General features: G+C 57.9%; 19 protein-coding genes. 12 read left to right on the top strand and 7 right to left on the bottom strand.

Annotated features, from left to right (window positions below; genetic code table 11):
- The first annotated feature begins 5 nt into the window (after window positions 1-5).
- Both G583_RS0101725 and G583_RS0101720 read left to right on the top strand, forming a co-directional pair.
- Window positions 6-428 carry a PH domain-containing protein gene (locus G583_RS0101725; protein ID WP_022869469.1) on the top strand — a complete coding sequence of 141 codons (423 nt, stop codon included), beginning with the start codon at window positions 6-8 and terminating at the stop codon, window positions 426-428.
- A gap of 33 nt (window positions 429-461) precedes the next feature.
- Window positions 462-1,007, top strand: coding sequence for a mycothiol transferase (locus G583_RS0101720; protein WP_022869468.1), 546 nt, complete (start codon window positions 462-464; stop codon window positions 1,005-1,007).
- On the opposite strand, the gene G583_RS0101715 is transcribed toward G583_RS0101720, so the two are convergent.
- Together G583_RS0101715 and G583_RS0101710 are read right to left on the bottom strand one after the other, a co-directional pair.
- Entirely contained in the window at window positions 1,008-1,826 is an 819-nt protein-coding gene (locus tag G583_RS0101715; RefSeq protein ID WP_022869467.1) for an SDR family NAD(P)-dependent oxidoreductase, read from the bottom strand.
- A 51-nt stretch (window positions 1,827-1,877) separates the two neighbouring features.
- Window positions 1,878-2,543: a mismatch-specific DNA-glycosylase gene (locus G583_RS0101710; protein ID WP_022869466.1), complete on the bottom strand. Its 666-nt coding sequence runs from the start codon at window positions 2,541-2,543 to the stop codon at window positions 1,878-1,880.
- Window positions 2,544-2,594: 51 nt separating this feature from the next.
- Here G583_RS0101710 and G583_RS0101705 point away from each other — a divergent pair, with 51 nt between their 5' ends.
- Window positions 2,595-3,335, top strand: coding sequence for a peptidyl-tRNA hydrolase (locus G583_RS0101705; RefSeq protein ID WP_084677281.1), 741 nt, complete (start codon window positions 2,595-2,597; stop codon window positions 3,333-3,335).
- A 78-nt stretch (window positions 3,336-3,413) separates the two neighbouring features.
- On the opposite strand, the gene G583_RS13585 is transcribed toward G583_RS0101705, so the two are convergent.
- Both G583_RS13585 and G583_RS13580 read right to left on the bottom strand, forming a co-directional pair.
- Entirely contained in the window at window positions 3,414-3,695 is a 282-nt protein-coding gene (locus G583_RS13585; protein ID WP_022869464.1) for a DUF4235 domain-containing protein, read from the bottom strand.
- A gap of 32 nt (window positions 3,696-3,727) precedes the next feature.
- The gene (locus G583_RS13580; RefSeq protein ID WP_022869463.1) at window positions 3,728-6,325 is read right to left on the bottom strand and encodes an MMPL family transporter; all 2,598 of its coding nucleotides are present in this window, start codon (window positions 6,323-6,325) and stop codon (window positions 3,728-3,730) included.
- Window positions 6,326-6,463: 138 nt separating this feature from the next.
- Between G583_RS13580 and cls the strand changes: the two genes are divergently transcribed.
- Window positions 6,464-7,963, top strand: a complete 1,500-nt coding sequence (gene cls / locus G583_RS0101690) for a cardiolipin synthase (protein WP_029629174.1) — start codon at window positions 6,464-6,466, stop codon at window positions 7,961-7,963.
- Between the two features lie 7 nt (window positions 7,964-7,970).
- On the opposite strand, the gene G583_RS13575 is transcribed toward cls, so the two are convergent.
- Complete coding sequence (locus tag G583_RS13575; RefSeq protein WP_022869461.1) at window positions 7,971-8,606, bottom strand: nucleoside/nucleotide kinase family protein; 636 nt, start codon at window positions 8,604-8,606, stop codon at window positions 7,971-7,973.
- Window positions 8,607-8,855: 249 nt separating this feature from the next.
- Here G583_RS13575 and dnaK point away from each other — a divergent pair, with 249 nt between their 5' ends.
- The 6 genes from dnaK (at window position 8,856) to G583_RS0101655 (ending at window position 15,642) form a co-directional block, all read left to right on the top strand.
- Window positions 8,856-10,709, top strand: coding sequence for a molecular chaperone DnaK (gene dnaK, locus G583_RS0101680; protein WP_022869460.1), 1,854 nt, complete (start codon window positions 8,856-8,858; stop codon window positions 10,707-10,709).
- An 81-nt stretch (window positions 10,710-10,790) separates the two neighbouring features.
- The gene (locus G583_RS0101675; protein WP_022869459.1) at window positions 10,791-11,450 is read left to right on the top strand and encodes a nucleotide exchange factor GrpE; all 660 of its coding nucleotides are present in this window, start codon (window positions 10,791-10,793) and stop codon (window positions 11,448-11,450) included.
- A gap of 15 nt (window positions 11,451-11,465) precedes the next feature.
- Window positions 11,466-12,404 (top strand): DnaJ C-terminal domain-containing protein, encoded by a 939-nt coding sequence (locus tag G583_RS0101670; protein WP_022869458.1) that lies wholly within the window; start codon window positions 11,466-11,468, stop codon window positions 12,402-12,404.
- Window positions 12,404-12,940, top strand: coding sequence for a heat shock protein transcriptional repressor HspR (locus G583_RS13570; protein WP_022869457.1), 537 nt, complete (start codon window positions 12,404-12,406; stop codon window positions 12,938-12,940). The genes G583_RS0101670 and G583_RS13570 overlap by 1 nt, the downstream gene beginning before the upstream one ends.
- A gap of 183 nt (window positions 12,941-13,123) precedes the next feature.
- A complete protein-coding gene (locus tag G583_RS0101660; protein ID WP_022869456.1) occupies window positions 13,124-14,506 on the top strand; it encodes a GntP family permease in 1,383 nt (460 codons plus the stop codon).
- Entirely contained in the window at window positions 14,503-15,642 is a 1,140-nt protein-coding gene (locus G583_RS0101655) for a glycerate kinase family protein (protein WP_022869455.1), read from the top strand. Before G583_RS0101660 ends, G583_RS0101655 begins: the two co-directional genes overlap by 4 nt.
- Here the strand turns inward: G583_RS0101655 and trmB are convergent.
- Entirely contained in the window at window positions 15,639-16,538 is a 900-nt protein-coding gene (gene trmB / locus G583_RS0101650) for a tRNA (guanosine(46)-N7)-methyltransferase TrmB (protein ID WP_022869454.1), read from the bottom strand. The genes G583_RS0101655 and trmB overlap by 4 nt on opposite strands.
- 206 nt (window positions 16,539-16,744) lie before the next feature.
- Between trmB and G583_RS0101645 the strand changes: the two genes are divergently transcribed.
- Window positions 16,745-17,350, top strand: coding sequence for a hypothetical protein (locus tag G583_RS0101645; RefSeq protein WP_022869453.1), 606 nt, complete (start codon window positions 16,745-16,747; stop codon window positions 17,348-17,350).
- Between the two features lie 31 nt (window positions 17,351-17,381).
- On the opposite strand, the gene G583_RS0101640 is transcribed toward G583_RS0101645, so the two are convergent.
- Window positions 17,382-18,632 carry a YihY/virulence factor BrkB family protein gene (locus G583_RS0101640; RefSeq protein ID WP_022869452.1) on the bottom strand — a complete coding sequence of 417 codons (1,251 nt, stop codon included), beginning with the start codon at window positions 18,630-18,632 and terminating at the stop codon, window positions 17,382-17,384.
- A 50-nt stretch (window positions 18,633-18,682) separates the two neighbouring features.
- Between G583_RS0101640 and G583_RS0101635 the strand changes: the two genes are divergently transcribed.
- Complete coding sequence (locus G583_RS0101635; protein ID WP_156832027.1) at window positions 18,683-19,474, top strand: hypothetical protein; 792 nt, start codon at window positions 18,683-18,685, stop codon at window positions 19,472-19,474.
- The last annotated feature ends 36 nt before the right edge of the window (window positions 19,475-19,510 follow it).

Genomic DNA, 19,510 nt, shown 5'->3' with positions numbered 1-19,510 from the left:
GAACGATGGCCTGGACGCCTGCACAAGAATCATTTGTGGCCGCGCAGATGCGGAACCCTCAGGCCGGCAGTGGGTTGTTCGTATTCATTGATAAGCTGGTGCCCCCGGAAGAAATCGTGTACGACTTCCTGACGTGCACGCAAAAGAATAGCTCTTTTCCGATACTGATGGTCACGAACCGTCGGGTGCTTTACACCGAGCGCAAACTGTTTCGAGGCTGGACCATCACCGCAGAACTGCCGGCGCACCAGGTGGCCGGTGCATCATATGAGCGTGCCTGGATTACCGGTAGAGTCCACGTGCACGGAGGCGACGGCAGCAAGTTCACCTGCAAGGTCAGACTAGGGCCACGGGACGTCGAGTGGACCCAATATATGGTCACCATGATCAATCAGCTGGCCACCGGGACAGGTGCTCCTCGGCACTAGCCGGGCGGTAGGGCAAAGCCTCACAATGGGTACATGGATGCTATAGACCTATTGAAAAATCTCGTCCAGCGACCCATCGCTGCACTCGACTATTTCTGGGCGGATCTCGACCCGAGCCAGCTCAATACGCACCCCGGAGGGCACCCCAATTCAATCGCCTGGCTGATCTGGCACACCGCACGCGAAACAGACGCGCAGATCGCACCGCTTGCCGGAACCGAAGAGTCCTGGACCGCTGATGGTTACGCTGACCGATTCGACCTCTCAGATGTGAACCTGGGGACAGCCGACATCGGCCTCGGTCAATCTCGTGATGAGGCATGGGCGGTCATGGTCGAAGAAACGGCCGAGGGCAAAGCGTTACTGCGAAACTACCTAGAGGCGGTGTATGACAACTTCGCTGCCTGGGTAGATACACTCACCGAGGTGGATTTGGCCCGTGTCATTGATGAACAATGGGACCCGCCGGTAACCCTTGGAGTCCGAGTACTCAGCGTCGTCGACGATGCGGCCCAGCACATCGGTCAGGCCGCCTACGTGGCGGGTACCGTAGAATTCGTCGATCTGTCGCGTTCCTGATTAGAACTGGATGCCCGTGAGTTCTTCTGTCAGATCCCATAACCGCTGCTGGATATCGGGGTCATACGCCTGCTGGTGCGCTGCAGCCGGTTCTTGGATCGAGAAGTATTGACCGGTGACGTCGTCGAGGGCAGCGGCTTCGATGAGTCGGAGCACAGCGTTCACACCGGTCTCTAGGTCATCTACGGTATGGCCGTATCCCTCGCGCACCATGCGGGTGGGCATCAACGTAGCCGGATGCAAACTATTGACCGTAATCACCTCGGCCGGCAGCCGACGAGCAAGCTCGAAGCCCGTTGCCACCATCGCAAATTTACTCTGCGCGTAGGCACGGTTGCCGGTGTAGCCCTCAGTGATATGCGGATCATCGAAATCTAGGGGTTCTTGCGCCCCGGAGGCTACATTGACGATCCGGCTGGGAGCACCCGTCTCTAAGAGCGGCAGCAGGCGGAACGTCAGGGCAAATGGTGCCAAGTGGTTGATGGCTAAGCGGAGTTCGTGACCATCCTGCGAGGTTTCGCGAGTATCGGTTGCGCCCTTGCCCAGCCCGGCATTGTTGACCAAGACGTTCAGCTGGTCGGTGAGTTCGAAGACCTTTTCGGCCATCTCATCGACCTGAGATAAATCGCTGAGGTCAGCGGTGACGACGTCGATGCTGGCCTGGTGTGGCTGCAGGTCGGCTACGAGTTCAGCTAGGCGTGCTGGGTCGCGGCCGTGCAAGATAAGCCGTCCACCGCGAGGCGCTAACGATTCGGCCACGGCCCGTCCCAGGCCGCTGGTGGCCCCCGTGATGAGAATGGTGCGGTCAGGATCTTCCATAACGAGGCTCCTTCACAATTTCATATTGGTCTAGGTTCCTGGGTCGCTAGTCTAACGTGAACTTGACGACCATACCTCGCGCCATTTCTCAGCCAGCGAGGTGATGGATTCGTGGGCATTGAGCCCGCTGGGATCGGGTACGACCCAGAGTTGGGTGTGTGCGGGCCAGCCCTCCAGCTGGTCGGTGGGTTGCTGTCCCAGGGTGGCTTTGGGCTCTGCAAAGGCCCGACGAAATGCTGTAATCCCCGTAAATGCTGCTGCTCGGGGTTGTAACAGCCGCATCCGCTGAATTAGTGCGTCGCGTCCGGCACGAAGTTCGGCCAGACTGAGCTCATCGGCACGGGAACTGGGCCGTGCAATGATATTGGTCAGTCCCACACCGCGTTCGACGAGCATCTGTTCATCGCCCCGGCTCAGTCCTGCTGACGCATTGATGAGATGCGCGGTCACCCCGGCTTCAAACAGCGAGGGCCAGAACCGGTTACCAGGACGACCAAACGGTCCGTTGGCCGCTGCCGCCCATGGACTCGGATTGGTTCCGACGATGAGCATCTGCAGCAACCCGGCATTGTCTGCATCGTTGGGGCAGGGGAGCAGGTCCTGGGTAGTCAGCTGCTGCGCAACTGCTGCCTCGAGATCGGCTTTGGTTGGACGGCGACCCGGATGCAATGCTTCGCGTCGCCACGGCCGCCAGTTATCGGGTAAGACAGTATCCATACACCCACCCTAGGTCGTTGATCGGTGACGATGGTGGCTAGAGTGGAAACTATGCGTCATGATGCCGAGAATTCTTCCGTGCCCCCTGCACTCGCCGACACCGTCTCACGCCCCGATCGTCCAGACCACGAGCATCCATGGGCCATGCAATTGGTGCTTCGGCGTAATAAAAAGGATCCGGCCAACCACCTGGATGTGTTGGAAGCCGCGGCCACCGCGGTTGTACGTCTGCTCGATGATGAGCGGACCACCCAAGATACCGGCGACTGGTCTCAGGCCGTTGCCCATTGGCGTGCCGGTTGGATTAGAAAAGTGGCGCGGCGGGCCGAGAATACACGCTGGGAGGACGTTCAACAGCTTGACGGTGTCAACGCTGTTTCGGGTTCTGCTGACGTGCGGGCACTTGTACCCGGGCCCGTGTCACCCCTGCCGCCCGAGGTAAAGAAATTACAGGTGGGCGGGACGCAATTCCCACACCTGCACGACTCCCAGCACGGCGATGCTGTTGTGACGGTTGAGCTCACACCGTTCGCGGAGTTGTCCACCGGGAAAGCGGCCGCCCAAGCCGGTCACGCAGCTCAGATGGCTTATGAGCGGTTGACCGCAGACGCTCACGGTGGCGACGCTGCAGCGTCGCGCGTTCTTGATGCGTGGCGGCAGGACGCGTTTCGTGTTTGTGTGCAGTTACCATCCCAAGCGCAGTGGGCAGCAGCCGAGCGTCCGGTGCAGATCATTGATGCCGGCTTGACCGAAGTTTCGGGTGCCACTGAAACCTCGCGGGCATTTTGGTAACCAGGTACAAGAGGATTTAACGACATCGGTGCCAAGGGAAAATCCCTGTGGCACCGATCGTATGTTGCAGGTCTCTGGTTAGACTTCTGCTTTACCGAGTTGTTTGGCTCGTTTATTGCCTGAGTTTGCCATGGCTTTATTTACCAGGCGCTGTGAGCCGACCTCGAGGAGTGCCGAAACCCCGGCCGAGATCGTCGCGAAGGTGACGACGCGCAGCAGTGTCGCCTGATCGTCGTCGGTGGTTGGGGCTTCTTCATCACCGGTTGTGGCCTTCCAGATTGCTTCGACCGCACGGGTGGCAACAAAGCCAGCTCCGATTGAAACTCCGGTGCGCAACAGGCGCTGGACTACATCATTCATGGTTGTGCCTTTCTGCAGATTCCGGTTCTAGCTTAGACGCTGCGTGACGTTGTTGTAACGGGTGCGTCGCGGGTCGTTTCTTCATCGGCGTGTTCAGCCTGGGCTTCGGTCAGTTTTGCACCTTCGAGGTCGACGTCCGGCAGGATACGATCCAACCATTCTGGCATGTACCAGGCTGCCGGGCCGAGCAGATGCATCAGTGCGGGTACCAGCACCATGCGCACGAGGAAGGCGTCAAAGAGCACCCCGATGGCCAGACCGAAGCCGATGGCACGGATGTATGGGTCATCGGCGTAAACGAACCCGCCGAACACCGCGATCATAATGATGGCGGCTGCGGTCACTACTGAGCGACCCGCGTTCAAGCCCTTTTGGACGGCCAGGCGCGCTTCGGTGCCGTGAGCGTAGGCTTCACGCATCCCCGAGGAGATGAACAACTGGTAGTCCATGGCCAGCCCGAAGAGCACACCGATCATGATCGTCGGCAGGAAGGACAGTACCGGCGAGGGGTTGTGAACCATAAAGGCTTCACCGAACCAACCCCACTGATAGATTGCCACGACCGCGCCCATGGCGGCTCCCACCGACAGTACGAAACCGCCCGAGGCGATCAGTGGGACCACCAGTGAACGGAACACCAGCACCATGATGATCAGCGACAGACCGACGACGACGCCTAAGTACAGCGGTAGGACCTCGGCGAGAGCCGCAGAGATGTCGATGATGCCGGTGGCGTGCCCGGCCAGGGCGAGGTTGGTGACTTCACCGGCCGGCTCGAGTCCGCGCAGGTCGTAGACAAGGTTCACGGTGGATTCGTGGTTGGCATCTTCAGCAGGGATGATTTGGAACATGGTGATGTCACCGGCCTCGTTTTCACCGACCGGTACGACATGGGCGACATGGTCCAATGCCGAGATTTGCTCGGCTTGCTCAACCGTGGTGTCCAAAAGTTCTTCGTCGGAGAGATCTGCTGGAACATCAGCAACCGCCACGATGGGCGCGTTGGTTCCGGCCCCGAAGTGCTCGGCTTGTGCCGCATACGCCTGATATTCGGTGGTATCGGGTGCTTCTGCTGAGCCGTCCGGGATCCCCAGGCGCATCGAGAAGACCGGGATGGCGATGATTGCCAGGACGGCGATGGCACCGATGGTCGACAACACAGCGCGGGCGTTGGACATGGGCTTGAGCTGTTTTTTCGGTTTGTTCTGTACGACGTCACCGGTCAGAAAACGGCGCTCACGCTTGGACAGGGCACGCTGACCCAGCAGCGACAGCATGGCCGGTGTCATCGTCATGGCCACCAGCACGGCGACGACAACGACGAATCCGCCGACGGTTCCCATTAACCCGAGGAACGGAATGCCGGTCAGGTTCAGGGCAAGCAGTGCAATAACGACGGTCGACCCCGCGAAGACGACGGCGTTACCGGAGGTGCCATTGGCCAGGGCGATTGAGCGTTGGACTGGCATCCCGGCTTTGAGCTGGGTTCGGTGTCGGTGCACGATAAATAGCGCGTAGTCGATACCGACGGCAAGCCCCAACATGACGCCCAGAACGGGTGTCACTGAGTTCATCTCTACGAGCGACGAGAAGGCCAGTGCGGTCAGTGCTCCGACTCCGACACCAATGAGCGCGTTGATCAGGGGGAGTCCCGCGGTGATGAACGTCCCGAGCATGACTACTAAGACGATGCCGGCGACCACGAGACCGACGATTTCAGCCCAACCGAGTACGTCGGGAACGGCCATGGAAATTTCCTGTGACGGGAGTACTTCGACACCTTCGATGGTGCGGTGGGTGAGAGCTGCGACGACGTCTTCGCGGATCGGGGTGGCGATATCCATGGACTGGTCGACGAATTGCACGGTGGCAACAGCAGCGGAATCGTCCTCGGACACTACCGAGTAATCGTTGGTTGTCTCGAGCAGACGGTCGCCAAGGTCGATGAGGGTTTGGCCGTCTTCAACCTCGGTGACGCCTTCTTCATAGTTTTCGCGTTCCGTTTCCAGTTGCTCACGGCCGTCTTCTAGCTCTTCGCGGGCCGTATCGAGTTGTGCTTGTTGGGTGGCGAACTGTTCTTGGGCGGCTGCTTCTGGCATGCCCGCGGCGATGGCCTGATCTATCCCGGCGTCGAGTTGCTCTTGAGCAGCGTCAAGGTCTTCTTCGGACGCATCGAGTTCGGTTTCGGCTGCCTCTAGTTTTTCCGGTGCACCGTCGAGTTGGTCTTGTGCGTTGGCAAGTTCTTCACGGCCGTCTTCGAGTTCTTGTTTTTGGTCCGTCATTTCGGCCTCGGACTCGAATGGATTGAGGACGCTTTCGACACCCGAAACTTTTTCGGTAGCTTCAAGGACGGACACGATGTCTTCGCGCTGGTCTGCAGTGAAGGCCGAACCGTCTTCGGTTTGGAAGACGACGTTGCCCGTGCCGCGAGCCGCTTCAGGGAATTCTTCTTCGAGCCGGTCGGTTGTTTGGGCCGTCGGCGTCCCGGGAATATCGACGGTGGAAACGAGGGTGCCCCCGAAGGTGAGGAACGACCCGGCGGCAATGGCCAATAAGACGAGCCAAGTAAATAACACCGCGAAGGGCTTTTTGGCGGCACTAAGGCCGAGACGATAAAGAAGCTTTGCCATGATCACCCTTGATAAGCACAATGAGGTGGGCCATCTTGACCCTTTACAACTGTAATGGAGGGCTGATCAGCGCACAAAATACGGTCACCGCTCGTGATCCGGGCTGACCTGCAGGCTCAGTGGCATAGACTACTCGTCATGGTCTGGTCGAGCGCGGAATTTGCGGATTTTCCTTTTTGGGTGACGGTTTTGTTCACCGTGGCAGATTTCGCGATTCGTATTGCCCTGCTGGGCATCGTGCCCGGTAACCGCCGTCCCGCCGTTGCGATGGCCTGGTTGCTGGTGATTTTCTTCCTGCCGATCCCCGGGTTGTTGTTGTTCCTTTTACTCGGTTCGTTTCGGTTGGGTGGTCAACGGCGTTCGCGTCAAATTGCAGTGAACTCGGAGCTGCGTCGTGCCACGGCACACATGGACTTGCCGAACCAGGCGGGTGCCGCACCACACTATGTGGCAGCGAATTCGAAACTGACGCGCCGGTTGACCGGTTTTCCCATGCTGGACGGGAACGTTTTTGAATATTTGACGGACTACCGCGCCACCTTGGAGCGGATGGCCGAGGACATTGACACAGCGCAGGACTATGTCAATGTGATGTTCTATATCATCGGCACGGATCCGAAGAATCGCCCCGGTTATGCTGACGTCGTGCTGGAAGCCATGGAGCGAGCGGTGCAACGCGGGGTGACGGTGCGACTTATTTTTGACCACATCGGCACAGCGCGGGTGCGCGGTTACCGTCATTTGTTATCTCGGCTGGATGCCGCCGGTATCGAGTATCACCGTTCGCTGCCGGTGCGCCCGTGGCGGGGTGAGTATCAGCGGCCAGATCTGCGGAATCACCGAAAAATGGTTATCGTCGACGGTACCGTGGGGTACACCGGCTCGATGAATCTGATTGAACCCGGGTATAAGCGCTCATCTGCCCATAAGATGGGCCGACACTGGCAGGATATGATGGCTCGTATGGAAGGTCCCTCGGTTGCCTCGTTGGACGTGGTGTTTGCTACGGATTGGTTTTCTGAAACAGGGCAGCAGCTCCAGCAGGATTTGCGCGGTGTCACCGAAACCGAAATCGACAACCATGAAGGACCAGCGGCCCAGATCATTCCTTCGGGACCGGGTTTCTCCCAAGAAAACAATCTACGAGCTTTTAACCACCTGTTTTATTCGGCCACCGAATCTATCCGAGTGGTGACGCCGTATTTGGTGCCGGATGACTCGATGCTTTACGCCTTGACCAGTGCTGCCCAACGCGGCGTGCGGGTTGAGCTGTTGGTGGTACGACGTGCCGATCAGTTGGCGGTGCACCATGCGCAGCAGTCGTATTTCGAACAATTGTTGCGCGCCGGGATTCACATCTACCGGTATCCCGATCCGGACGTGCTGCACTCCAAGCTCTTTACGATTGATAACGACGTCGGCATTTTCGGCTCATCCAATATGGACATGCGGTCGTTTTCGCTCAACTCGGAGGTCACCGTCATGGTGGTGGGCCCCGAAGAGGTCGCCAAGTTAGACGACATTATTACCGAGTATCAAGAAGAGTGCGAGCACCTGATTCTCAAGGATTGGTTGGCTCGGCCACGACACCGCCGCTGGTTGGACAACGTCTTCCGGTTAACCTCGGCGCTGCAGTAAGTCGGACTTAGCCCTCCAGCTGTCCGTCATCGGAGGACTCTTCAAGGCTGCGGGGTGTTTTTAGCATTGCCGTGACGACAGCTAGGGCAGACGTGTGGTGGCGTTCATCGGGCTCATGTGCCACCAGTACGAGATCGGCTTCGTCATAGATTTGATCCTGGTCCAGCACTTGGCGTTCTTGCGCCGCCCAGTTCTCCCACTGCTCGACGTAGCTGGCGCCGTCGCGGTGTATCGCCCGGTCGTAGCGCACCTGATCTGGAACGCGTAGCCAAATTAAAACATCCAAGAATGCTCGGTTTGCCCGGGCCCCGACTCCGACACCTTCACAGATGATGACTTCCGTGGGTTCGGTGGTGACCACCGGGCCAAGACCACCTTCGTGGCTGGCGTCCGAGTACCAGTCCCAGGTTTGGTAGGTCGCTGGTTCACCAGCCGCTAATTTGGGGAGCACATCACGCCGAAAGATTTCCATACCGGCGTGTAGTCCCTTCCACCCGGGGTAGAGGTCCTCCAAGCGTAGGACCGTGACCGCGTGTTGTTCGGAGAGGTTTTCGACCAGTGTTTTAGAGAGCACTGTTTTACCTGAGCCTGAGCGGCCATCGATGCCAATGATGAGTGGGCGAGACGAGGAATAGCGTGACATGACTCAATGCTAGAGCACCAGACACTCGACTGGGCGGACCCACGTTAAGATGTAGCGGCGGTCACAGTTTTGCGGGCGCGGAATATCGGTGACACGAGGGGCGTTGTAACCGATAGAAGCAAAGTTGAGTCAGCCTCGCTCAGGTTTATTTGACAGCGGGTCTCCACCTGTGGCAACTTGAGTGTAGGGAACTCAAGTAGCGGGAACGCTACGTTTTGAGACGAACAGTTTTCAAGAAAGGATTCACATATGTCACGTGCTGTAGGTATTGACTTGGGAACCACCAACTCAGTTGTTGCTGTGTTGGAAGGTGGCGACCCAACGGTCATCGCAAACGCTGAAGGTGCTCGCACCACGCCGTCGGTTGTCGCCTTCACCAAGGGCGGCGAAGTGCTGACCGGTGATATCGCCAAGCGTCAGGCCGTCAACAACCCAGAACGCACCATCACCTCGGTCAAGCGCCACATGGGTACCGACTGGAAAGCTGAAATTGACGACAAGTCATACACCGCTCAGGAAATCTCAGCTCGTATTCTGATGAAACTCAAGCACGACTCCGAGGAATACCTCGGCGAAGAAGTTACCGACGCGGTCATCACCGTTCCGGCATACTTCAACGACGCTGAGCGTCAGGCCACCAAAGAAGCCGGCGAAATTGCCGGGCTAAACGTTTCACGTATTATCAACGAACCAACCTCGGCAGCGCTCGCCTACGGTTTGGAACGCGGTAAAGAAGACGAAACCATTTTGGTCTTTGACCTTGGTGGCGGTACCTTCGACGTGTCCCTGCTGGAAGTTGGCAAGGATGACGACGATTTCTCCACCATTCAGGTTCGCTCCACCGCCGGTGATAACCGTCTGGGTGGTGACGACTGGGACCAGGTCATCGTTGACTGGCTGTTGGAACAGGCCAAAGCCTCCGGTGCAGACCTCTCCAAGGACAAGATTGCGCTGCGTCGTCTGAAAGAAGCCGCAGAGCAGGCCAAGAAGGAACTGTCCTCGGCTACCTCGACCAACATCTCGCTGCAGTACCTGTCCGTCACTGAAAACGGCCCGGTCCACCTGGACGAGCACCTGTCACGCGCCAAATTCGAAGACATGACCTCGCACCTGCTGGAACGTACTCGCCGTCCATTCGAGGATGTCATCAAGGAAGCCGGCATTTCGGTTTCCGAAATTGACCACGTCGTCCTCGTTGGCGGCTCGACCCGTATGCCAGCCGTTTCTGAACTCGTTGAGAAAATGGCCGGTGGCAAGGAGCCAAACAAGGGCGTCAATCCGGACGAGGTTGTCTCCGTTGGTGCAGCCATTCAGGCCGGCGTCCTGGCAGGCGATCGTAAAGACGTGCTGCTGATCGACGTCACCCCACTGTCCCTGGGTATCGAAACCAAGGGTGGCGTGATGGCTAAACTGATCGAACGTAACACCGCGATCCCAACCAAGCGCTCCGAAACCTTCACCACGGCTGACGATAACCAGCCATCGGTTGATATCCAGGTCTTCCAGGGTGAACGTGAATTTACCGCGGATAACAAGCCACTGGGTAACTTCCAGCTGACAGGTATTGCACCTGCGCCTCGCGGCATGCCACAGATTGAGGTCACCTTCGATATCGATGCCAATGGTATTGTGCATGTTTCAGCGAAGGACGGCTCGACCGGTACCGAGCAGTCGATGACCATTACCGGTGGCACCTCGCTGTCGGACGATGACATCGACCGCATGGTCAAGGATGCCGAAGCACACGCTGAGGAAGATAAGAAGCGCCGCGAAGCCCAAGAGGCTCGCAACGCTGCTGAAACCACCGCATACTCCGTGGATAAGCTCCTCAAGGACAACGACGAGAAACTGCCAGAAGACGTCAAGACCGAGGTCCAGGCAGACGTCGATGCACTCAAGGCAGCCCTTGAGAAGCAGGATAACGATGACGAGGTCCAGGCTGCGTACGAAAAACTGCAGCAGTCACAGACCAAGATCGGTGAAGCGCTCTACTCCCAGTCCGAACAGGATGGCGCAGAAGCTGCCGATGGTGCTGACGAAGACGAAGACATCGTTGACGCTGAAGTTATCGATGAGGACGAAGACCAAGACACCAAGAAATAGTCCTCTCGTTCACTAAGTAATTCACCACCGAGGCCGGCCGGTTTCCGGCCGGCCTCGTTTGTTTTCTTATAGGAGTTTTCCATGTCTGATCAGCACAATAACGAAGAAGAGCAAGAACCGATTCGCTTTACCGATAAGCGCCGCATCGATCCCGAAACCGGTCAACTCCGCGACCAGCCTGCACCAGATGATGCAGACGCAGGGGGTGAAGCTGCAACCGAACAGGCCGACCCGCTGTCGCAGGTCGAAGACATCCTCAATGCTGCCGGCTCCGATTCCGAAGAGGCCGAGGCAGCTGAAGAAGAGCCTGCCCAGGACGATGAGGCCGCTGCCCTGCGGGAGGACCTGCAGCGTTTGCAAGCAGAGTTTGTGAACTACCGTCGTCGCGTTGAGCGTGACCGAGATGTTGCCAAAGACAATGCGAACTTCTCGATGCTCGAAGCTATGCTGCCGGTTTTGGACGACGTCGACGCGGCTGATGCTGCGGGCGACCTCGAGGGCCCCTTCGCCGCGATCGCACGTAAAATGGTGACCACGCTTGAAGGTATCGGCCTAGTGAAGCATGACGCCGACACCCTGGTTGGAGAACCATTTGATCCAGCCCATCACGAAGCGATGCTACGTCAGCCATCTTCAGAAGTTGCCGAAGAGCACATCGTGCAGGTCTTACGCAACGGTTACCTGTATAACGATCGAGTGCTCCGTGCCGCCCAAGTGATGGTTTCCGCCGGTGATGAGTAATAGAAAGGAGGCCTCATGGCCTCTCAAGACTGGCTAGATAAAGACTTCTACGCCACTTTAGGTGTTGCCAAGGACGCCAGCGCCGCTGATATTAAGAAGGCCTACCGTAAACTCGCTCGCCAATATCACCCGGATGCGAATCCAGGTGATGAGGCCGCGGAACAGCGATTCAAAGAGATCACTGAAGCCAATACCGTGCTCTCGGATCCGGACCAACGCCAAGAGTATGACCAGCTGCGAGCCATGGGTTCGGGTGCACGCTTCACGGGTGCCGGACCCGGTGCCCAGCAGGGTGGCTTCGAAGATATCTTCTCCGGGCTATTTGGCCAGGCAGGCGGCGGACGTCAGGCTGGCTTTGGCGATATCTTCGGTGGTTTTGGCGGCGGCCCCGGTGGCTTCCAGCAACGTCCGACCAAGGGCGCCAATATCAAGGGCGCTGTGACCATTAGCTTCGCCGAATCTATTCGGGGCACGACCACACAAGCGGCCACCAGTTATGGTGCCGTCAACGAGGTGCGTATCCCCGCCGGCGTCAAAGATGGGCAGACGGTTCGGGCTAAAGGCAAGGGCCAGCAGGGGACCGGTGGTCGAGGTGATTTGATGGTCAAGGTCTCGGTCAAGAGCCATCCGGTGTTTGAGCGCGATGAAAACAATATCCGGTTGAAGGTTCCGGTCTCTTTCGACGAGGCCGTTCTTGGTACTACGATCGAAGTACCAACACTGGATAACTCCGTGAAGATCGGTGTCCCTGCCGGATCATCGTCTGGTCGTGTCTTACGGTTGCGTGGCAGAGGTGTGAAAACCGCCAAGCAAACCGGTGACCTACTGGTCGAATTGGTCATAGAAGTGCCTGAAGAGCTTACCGACGAGGCTAAAGCCGCTGTCGAGGCGTATCAGATGGCGACCCAGGACTTCGATCCGCGGGCCGAGCTGGCACAGAAAGCTAGGTTGTAATGGCCAACCGTCACAAATACGATCCCATCTACGTCATTTCGGTGGCGGCCCAATTGGCCGACATGCACCCACAGACCCTGCGGCAATATGACCGTATGGGGCTGGTGGTGCCGGAACGTCAATCCGGTGGCCAACGCCGGTATTCGGCCGAAGATGTCCGACTCTTACGTCAGATTCAATCGTTATCACGTGACGGTGTTTCCCTAGAAGGTATCCGGCGGATCGTCGAATTGGAATCCGAAGTAGAACAGCTTCGGGACACAGTAGGAGAGCTTGTGGATCAGATCACGATCATGCGCTCCCATGTGTCGTTCTCGCGCACGTTCACGGCTGGTTCCACCGGTGTGACCACGAATATTCATGGCCCATCACAGGACACGCCAGCCGCAGATTTTGGTACGTCCGACCGGTACCGCGAGCAACGTCGTCGGCAGCGTTTCGACCGCAACAGGGTTGAACAAGCGATGCGGTTTGCTCTGGAACAATCGCAACCACGATATGCGCTCAACCAACCGCGGTTCGCTTTGACCGGCTAACTCGGCGTCTGCCAAACGCAGCGCACTTTGCAATGCCGGCGTCCCGAGACAACATTCCGGGGCGCCGGCATTGTGCTGTCTCCACCGCACTTTTTCGCAACCCGACGTGCTGTAACTGTTCACTGACAGTGATCGACCCTAGGATGTATTTCATAGGTGACCTCGGGATAAGGGAGACAGTCCATGGGTGGACTAGGACTACTCATCGCGTTTTTTGTCGCTATCGCGGTGATGATTTTGATGATCTCAAAGTGGCGAGTTCATCCATTTTTGGCAATCTTAGCGATCGCGTTAGCTTTCGGACTGCTCGCGGGCATTCCGCTGACGGATCAGGATGACGAGACACCGGGCATCGCCACGGTGATCGGTGAGGGTTTCTCAGGGATCTTCACCTCGATTGGTATCGTCATCATCCTTGGTGCACTGATTGGTCTCATTCTCGAAAAAACCGGTGGCGGATTCCAGATGGCGGACGCACTGGTCAACACCATCGGTAAACGGTTCCCGGTTTTGGCCACGCAGCTGATGGGCTTCATTGTCTCGATCGCAGTGTTCTGTGACTCCGGATTCGTGGTGCTGAACCCCATTCGACGGGCACTGGTCCGGCGCACCGCCACGGCATCAGCATCAATGACAATCGCCCTGGCCTCGGGACTATATATTTCACACGTCTTCATCCCACCAACCCCGGGCCCCATCGCAGCGGCCAGCACCATGGGCCTGGGCGATAACCTCATTTTGGTGATTGGCGTGGGCTTCCTCGTCTCGATTCCAGCCCTGGCCGTTTCGTATTTCATGGCGACACGCTGGGCTAAACGTGTCAGCACCGTTGAAGACCAAGAAATTACCCACGAGGACGTAGAAGCCGAGTACGAAGCGTTGCGCGAATCCTACGGTCGGCTTCCCAGTAAGTTCTTGTCATTTATGCCGATCGCCGTCCCGATTATTGCGATGGCTATCGGCTCGGTTGTGACCATGTCGGGTGGGGAAGGGCTCGCCGCAGAACTTTTCGAGTTCTTCGGAATTCCGATCATCGCACTTGTGCTGGGTCTCCTCGTGGCCTTGATCGTATTGGGCCGTCAGCGTCGTATGTCGGAGTTGCAAGACATTACCGAAGACACGTTGCGCGTGACCGGCCCGATCCTCTTTATTACCGGTGCAGGTGGGGTACTGGGGGCAGTGATCGCTGCCAGCCCGCTGATCGACTACATCACTGAAGTGGCTCCTGGGTTCGCGTCCATTGGTCTCTTTTTCCCATTTATTGTGGCCGCAGTGCTCAAGACTGCCCAGGGCTCATCGACGGTAGCTATTGTGACCACCGCAGGCATTGTTGCACCGTTGCTGAGCACGCTCGGCCTGGAGTCCGATATTCAGGTAGCGCTCGCCGTCATGGCCATTGCGGCCGGGGCGATGACCGTCTCACACGCCAATGACTCCTACTTCTGGGTCGTGACCCGCTTTGGCAACCTGTCTGTCCAGGAAGGCTACCGAACACATACGCTAACCACCGGGGTTATGGGCGTCACCTCGATTATCTTCATCTGGTTGCTGGGACTCTTCGTATGACCAATACCCCCGATTCCACCACCAACCCACTGAATATTCTGCTTGTACCCGATTCGTTTAAAGGGTCGCTGAGCTCAATCGAGGCTGCGCGTGCCCTGGCCGTAGGGATTCGTCGAGCTGCACCAGCTGCTCACCTGACCGCTATTCCAATGGCCGACGGGGGAGAAGGCACCGTAGACGCACTGGTGACGGCAGCCAACGGTGAATGGCGCGAACTGGAGGTGACCGGGCCAGAACACCGACCGGTCACCGCCGCTTACGGCCAGCTCACCGACGGGGCCGTGGTTGAGATGGCTGCCGCGGCGGGGCTCCCCCTGACGACACAGCCGAACCCAGAAACCACCACAACGTACGGGGTGGGCGAATTGATCAATCATCTCGGCGCCCAGAACCTGACGATTGGGGCGGGCGGCTCAGCCACCAACGACCTGGGCTGTGGCGCCGCGGCTGCCTGCGGTGCAATATTTTATGACGACGCCGGTCAAGAATTTGTGCCAACGGGTGCGACGCTGCAACGCATTGTTTCCATTGACGTTTCGATGCTGCGGTGTCCGGCGGAGATTACTGTCATGACCGATATTGACAATCCACTGCTGGGCGAGAATGGGGCCGCAGCGATTTTCGCACCACAGAAAGGCGCCGGTGAGGCCATGGTCCAGCGTCTCGAGTCTGGCGCGGCACACGCCGCAAAGATCATTGACCGCGACGTCGGAGTAGACGTCACGACTATTGCCGGTGGGGGAGCCGCGGGTGGTTTTGCCGCGGGGATGTATGCGTTTTTCGGTGCCCAGTTGAGACCCGGCATCGATGCGGTGTTGGATGCGGTTGGGTTTGACGATTTGGCTGCACAGGCCGATCTGATTCTTACCGGTGAGGGACAGCTGGATGGCCAGTCGTTGGCAGGCAAAGTGCCCGTCGGTGTTGCTCGCCGCACCGATAAGCCGGTGATCGCGGTCGTCGGATCGGTAGGCGAAGGTGCTAGCACGAGTTACGCCCACGGGATTACCGCTGTTTTCGGTATTACCCCGAAACCTCAGAGTCTGGAAGCAGCTTTTGCCGAGACCGCGGAGAACCTGGCGGCAACCGCCGAGAGTATTTTGCGTACCTGGTTGGCCGCCGCTTCTACGGCACCTTAGGCACGGACCCGGTAGGCAAGGTCGAAGATGTAACGGCCTGCCCGCTGGGCTTTTGCCTCGAAACTTGTGATCGGTCGGGTGGTAAAGCGTGGCGCCCAACCGCCAAGAGAATCCAAGGCGTCCTCCCATTGCTGCGGGTTGCCGTCATCGGTGCCGTGAGCCCGTGCCAGTGTTAGCGGCGAGTCGTCGCCAGCTAGTCGGCCAGGGTATAAGTTCTCGAACGCTTGATGGTCATCCAGTGTGGTGCGCATCTGGTGGGCATAGTGTGACCAGTCGGTAGCTAATCGAAGTATGCCGTCGTCGGTCAGCACCCGTGCAACGCGGTCCAGGAATTTGGGTTGGATGAGCCGACGTTTGTGATAACGATTCTTTGGCCAGGGGTCGGAAAAGAAGACCCACACCTCGCTGACGGTTCCGGCGCCCAGCATGTGATCCAACACTTCTGGTGCGTTCGCTTCAACCATTCGTACATTGGTCACGTTTTCAGTGTCCACACGGTTGAGCAGTTTCGCCAGACCGGGGCGGTACACTTCTACGGCCAGAAAGTTTTTATCAGGGTGTGCGACGGCACCGGCGAAGGTGGACTCGCCGTGTCCGACGCCGACGTCGACGATGAGTGGAGCGTCTTGGCCCCATACCTGTGCGATGTCCAGATGTGATTCTGGGGCCACGGACGTGTCTGCAAACGACCTGGTCACGGGTAAAATAGTGGTCCCCAGGTGGTCGTCCCAGAGCCGTTGTCTATTGGGCGACATGGACAGTTCACGACGCACGAACGAGACCGGACCCTCACGAACGATCTTCGTCCCGTCGGGGGTGGCAATTTTGCGGTAACCCGACGGCACCGATTCCTCGGTAACATCTTCGGGGTGGTCAGAGTAATTATCAGCAGACATAGTGAGTTTTCTTCAGCGTTCTCGTGGTGGTTGCAACGTGATTCGTGGTGCATGCCTATCGTAGTGCAAGGTTGTTGGACCCACGAATTACGGCGCATAACGGTTCAGGACTGTATCGTCTGGGCGCAGCGCACGTAGAACGTATTGGAATTGAGGCTAGAAGTACTACAGTTAAGGATAACGACTCCCGAATGGAAGGAAGACTTATGAGCTTGGCTCAGTTGCCGCTACGTTTGACCACCGGTGCTTTTGTGCTGAACTCCGGTATCGGAAAGCTCAGCCTCTCAGAGGAAGATGCTGAGGGCTTGCAGCAAATGGCCGCGAACGGTGTACCCGTTTTGGCCGATATGTCGCCCGCAGCATTCCGTCGGTTTATCGCCTTTACCGAGATTGGTGTTGGCGCCGCACAGTTGATTCCAAAAGTTCCAGGCTGGTTGGCTGGTTCGGTGCTGAGTGCGTTTTCAGCCGGATTGCTCAACATGTACCTGAACACTCCGGGCATGACTCAGGATGACGGCGTTCGTCCAAGCTCGGATGGTACCCCTGTTGCCAAGGACGTTTGGATGCTGGGCGCAGGTCTGAGCATGATCGTCGATTCGACGGTTAACACCACCTCACGTCGCAAGAAGGCCGCGAAACGTCGTGTGGCCAAGATTCACGATGCCAAGGATCAGAAAGTTGAAGCGATCCATTCTGCACGCGACGAACAGCAGAAAGTGCTGCAGGATGCAGCCGAAACTGCGCGTGAAGAACGTAAAGCAGCTCGTAAGGCTGCCCGTTCTGCGCGAAAAGAGGCCAAGAAAGCCGCCTAGTGCAGGCTGCTGGTAAAAGAACTCGACCCGGCTACCCGCTGTGACGTTCCCCGTGAAATGGGGTTCCCGTTGACGGCCGGTAGCCGGGTTCTTTTATTGCCCACATCGAGTTTGATTCGCTCAACTGCATTGTTTTCGGTGTCGTGATAGGTTCACCGTTGTGGTAGCTGTCGACGACGATCGCTGAGATGCGGCGTCGGTTGGCTGATTCGGCGTCGAGCTTGCGCAATACCCACGTGTGCTCGGTTGCCAATTGCAGTTCTTGACCGGCAGGGTAGCCAGAGGCTAGTTGACGGGCACGTAGCATTTCTGCGTCCCAGGCAGCGGCTGCAAGCATCACGATGAACGCGACCCAAATCATCAAGATGACGTACAGAATGCCATTGACGGTCGTGAAGAGCCGTTCGAAAATGCTGACGCGTTCCAACAGCCAGCCGGTCAAGACCAGGGATGAGAACAGAATGACGACGGCAAAGGTCGCTCCCGTGGTGACGATGCGGTAGCGCGGGCGCAGAATATTGGGTCCTCGGTAGAACGCCTGCGAGACGAGGAAGGTCAGCACCAACAGGATCAGGGGCCATTTCAAAAGATTCCAGGTCGCGACGGTTTCTTGGGTCAGGCCGAGGGCTTGGCCCAGACGCACGGAAAAGTCACCGCCCAGCACGACCAGTAGCACCAGGGCCAGAGAAGCGATCAGCAACACGAGCGTTTCAATAAACACCACGAGCCGGAAGTAGATGAATGGTCGTCCCTCACGTGTGTCATAGAGTCGGTTCATGGCTCGGTGAAACGCCGCGACGACATTGGACGCCGAGTAGAGCGACCCGATGAGCCCCAGGGTGAGTGCTGTGACGCCGCCGGGGGTGTCGACCAGGTTCAATAGTGTCGCGACCACCGTCGATGCTTCGAGCGCGGGGATCAGGTCGTTGACCAATTCTCCGATCGTCCAGATGGTTTCTTCGGTGAAGTCGATCAGTGTCACGATGGAGGTCAGCGCAATGAGCCCGGGCAGCAGCGACAGCACGAGGTAGAACGTCATCGTTGCTGCAAGATCCCACACCTGCATCTCAATAACCCGCCCCCACGTGCGCCGAATAACGAACCAGAATGTTGGTCGCGGCTTGTAGTAGGTCCGTTCCGGCCGCTTAGGTGCAACCTTTGGTATCGCCGCGCTGGCGGCACGGCGGGCCAACGACGGGGGTCTTTGCTCGGTAGTTTCCGCTGTCGTCTCGGCGTTGGACGGCGTCTGCGGGCTATTCGAGTCGGCGGCGCGGTTTGACATACATTCGAGCTTAGCTGTTGGCTAGAGCAGATTGGTCGTATCGTAGAGGTGTGATGGTAGTAAAACGCAAAGCTTTTCAGATGGCGGCACTCGTGGCAGTCGGCGGCATGGGGCTGGTCGGGTGTTCTGGCCAGGGTTCCGACGAACAGGGCACAGGGCCCGATGAGGGTGCCACGTCGACGGCAGCCCCAACAGCGCCCACGGTTGACCTTGAGCAGTACGCGCAAGCCCTGGTGACCGATGCCGAGCTGATGGGCGCTCCGGAAGACCCACCCGTAGAAGGCTTCGTGGACGAACCGGTGAGCATGTATTTGACGCTTACCGATTTCAGTCCGACCGGCGAGTGTAAAGAGCTCCTCGATGAACTCAACTCTTATAGCGGACCGGCTGTCGCCGGGATCTCCGCGAAATTTGTCAAAGAGATGCCATCAGATAATAGTGACGCTGAGCAGAGTCCTGAGGCCACCCAGGCGTCCGCGCAAACTCTGATTTTCGAAACGGTGAATACTGACGAACCGATGTCAATTTACCGGAAGATCCCCAACGCCTGCGAGACGCTGACCTCTGAAGAAGTTGAGGATGCGGAAGCCGTCTTCACCAAAGTGCCGGGCCTGGATGCAGTGCACTTGGAAATCTTTGACGGTGAAGAAACGGAGACCTTGGCCGTGGGAGGCGCATCGGTCAACGGTACGTATCACGCGTATATGAGTGCCGAACAAGTTTCGATGGACCAGGCCGAAGAGATGTTTGGGGCGCAAGCAGAGAAGCTACAGGAAACTTTCCAGGATGAGGCGAGTGCCTCACCGAGCCCCGAGGCCTCTGACCAGCCAACGGCTGAATAATATTCGGTGTGAGATGTCGGAATATTCCTCACCAAA

This window comes from Yaniella halotolerans DSM 15476 (assembly GCF_000420805.1).
In the GTDB taxonomy this organism is placed as follows: Bacteria; Actinomycetota; Actinomycetes; order Actinomycetales; family Micrococcaceae; genus Yaniella; species Yaniella halotolerans.
Note: the sequence above shows the minus strand (reverse complement) of the source record. Positions and strands in the feature narration are given on the sequence as shown.

Bases quoted from the DNA above. Each gene is read 5' to 3' on its own strand.
- G583_RS0101710 (WP_022869466.1), bottom strand. From the start codon at position 2,543: ATGGATACTGTCTTACCCGATAACTGGCGGCCGTGGCGACGCGAAGCA.
- trmB (WP_022869454.1), bottom strand. From the start codon at position 16,538: ATGTCTGCTGATAATTACTCTGACCACCCCGAAGATGTTACCGAGGAA.
- G583_RS13580 (WP_022869463.1), bottom strand. From the start codon at position 6,325: ATGGCAAAGCTTCTTTATCGTCTCGGCCTTAGTGCCGCCAAAAAGCCC.
- dnaK (WP_022869460.1), top strand. From the start codon at position 8,856: ATGTCACGTGCTGTAGGTATTGACTTGGGAACCACCAACTCAGTTGTT.
- G583_RS0101645 (WP_022869453.1), top strand. From the start codon at position 16,745: ATGAGCTTGGCTCAGTTGCCGCTACGTTTGACCACCGGTGCTTTTGTG.
- cls (WP_029629174.1), top strand. From the start codon at position 6,464: ATGGTCTGGTCGAGCGCGGAATTTGCGGATTTTCCTTTTTGGGTGACG.
- G583_RS0101655 (WP_022869455.1), top strand. From the start codon at position 14,503: ATGACCAATACCCCCGATTCCACCACCAACCCACTGAATATTCTGCTT.
- G583_RS0101640 (WP_022869452.1), bottom strand. From the start codon at position 18,632: ATGTCAAACCGCGCCGCCGACTCGAATAGCCCGCAGACGCCGTCCAAC.
- G583_RS0101725 (WP_022869469.1), top strand. From the start codon at position 6: ATGGCCTGGACGCCTGCACAAGAATCATTTGTGGCCGCGCAGATGCGG.
- G583_RS13570 (WP_022869457.1), top strand. From the start codon at position 12,404: ATGGCCAACCGTCACAAATACGATCCCATCTACGTCATTTCGGTGGCG.
- G583_RS0101670 (WP_022869458.1), top strand. From the start codon at position 11,466: ATGGCCTCTCAAGACTGGCTAGATAAAGACTTCTACGCCACTTTAGGT.
- G583_RS13585 (WP_022869464.1), bottom strand. From the start codon at position 3,695: ATGAATGATGTAGTCCAGCGCCTGTTGCGCACCGGAGTTTCAATCGGA.
- G583_RS13575 (WP_022869461.1), bottom strand. From the start codon at position 8,606: ATGTCACGCTATTCCTCGTCTCGCCCACTCATCATTGGCATCGATGGC.
- G583_RS0101660 (WP_022869456.1), top strand. From the start codon at position 13,124: ATGGGTGGACTAGGACTACTCATCGCGTTTTTTGTCGCTATCGCGGTG.
- G583_RS0101705 (WP_084677281.1), top strand. From the start codon at position 2,595: ATGCGTCATGATGCCGAGAATTCTTCCGTGCCCCCTGCACTCGCCGAC.
- G583_RS0101720 (WP_022869468.1), top strand. From the start codon at position 462: ATGGATGCTATAGACCTATTGAAAAATCTCGTCCAGCGACCCATCGCT.
- G583_RS0101715 (WP_022869467.1), bottom strand. From the start codon at position 1,826: ATGGAAGATCCTGACCGCACCATTCTCATCACGGGGGCCACCAGCGGC.
- G583_RS0101675 (WP_022869459.1), top strand. From the start codon at position 10,791: ATGTCTGATCAGCACAATAACGAAGAAGAGCAAGAACCGATTCGCTTT.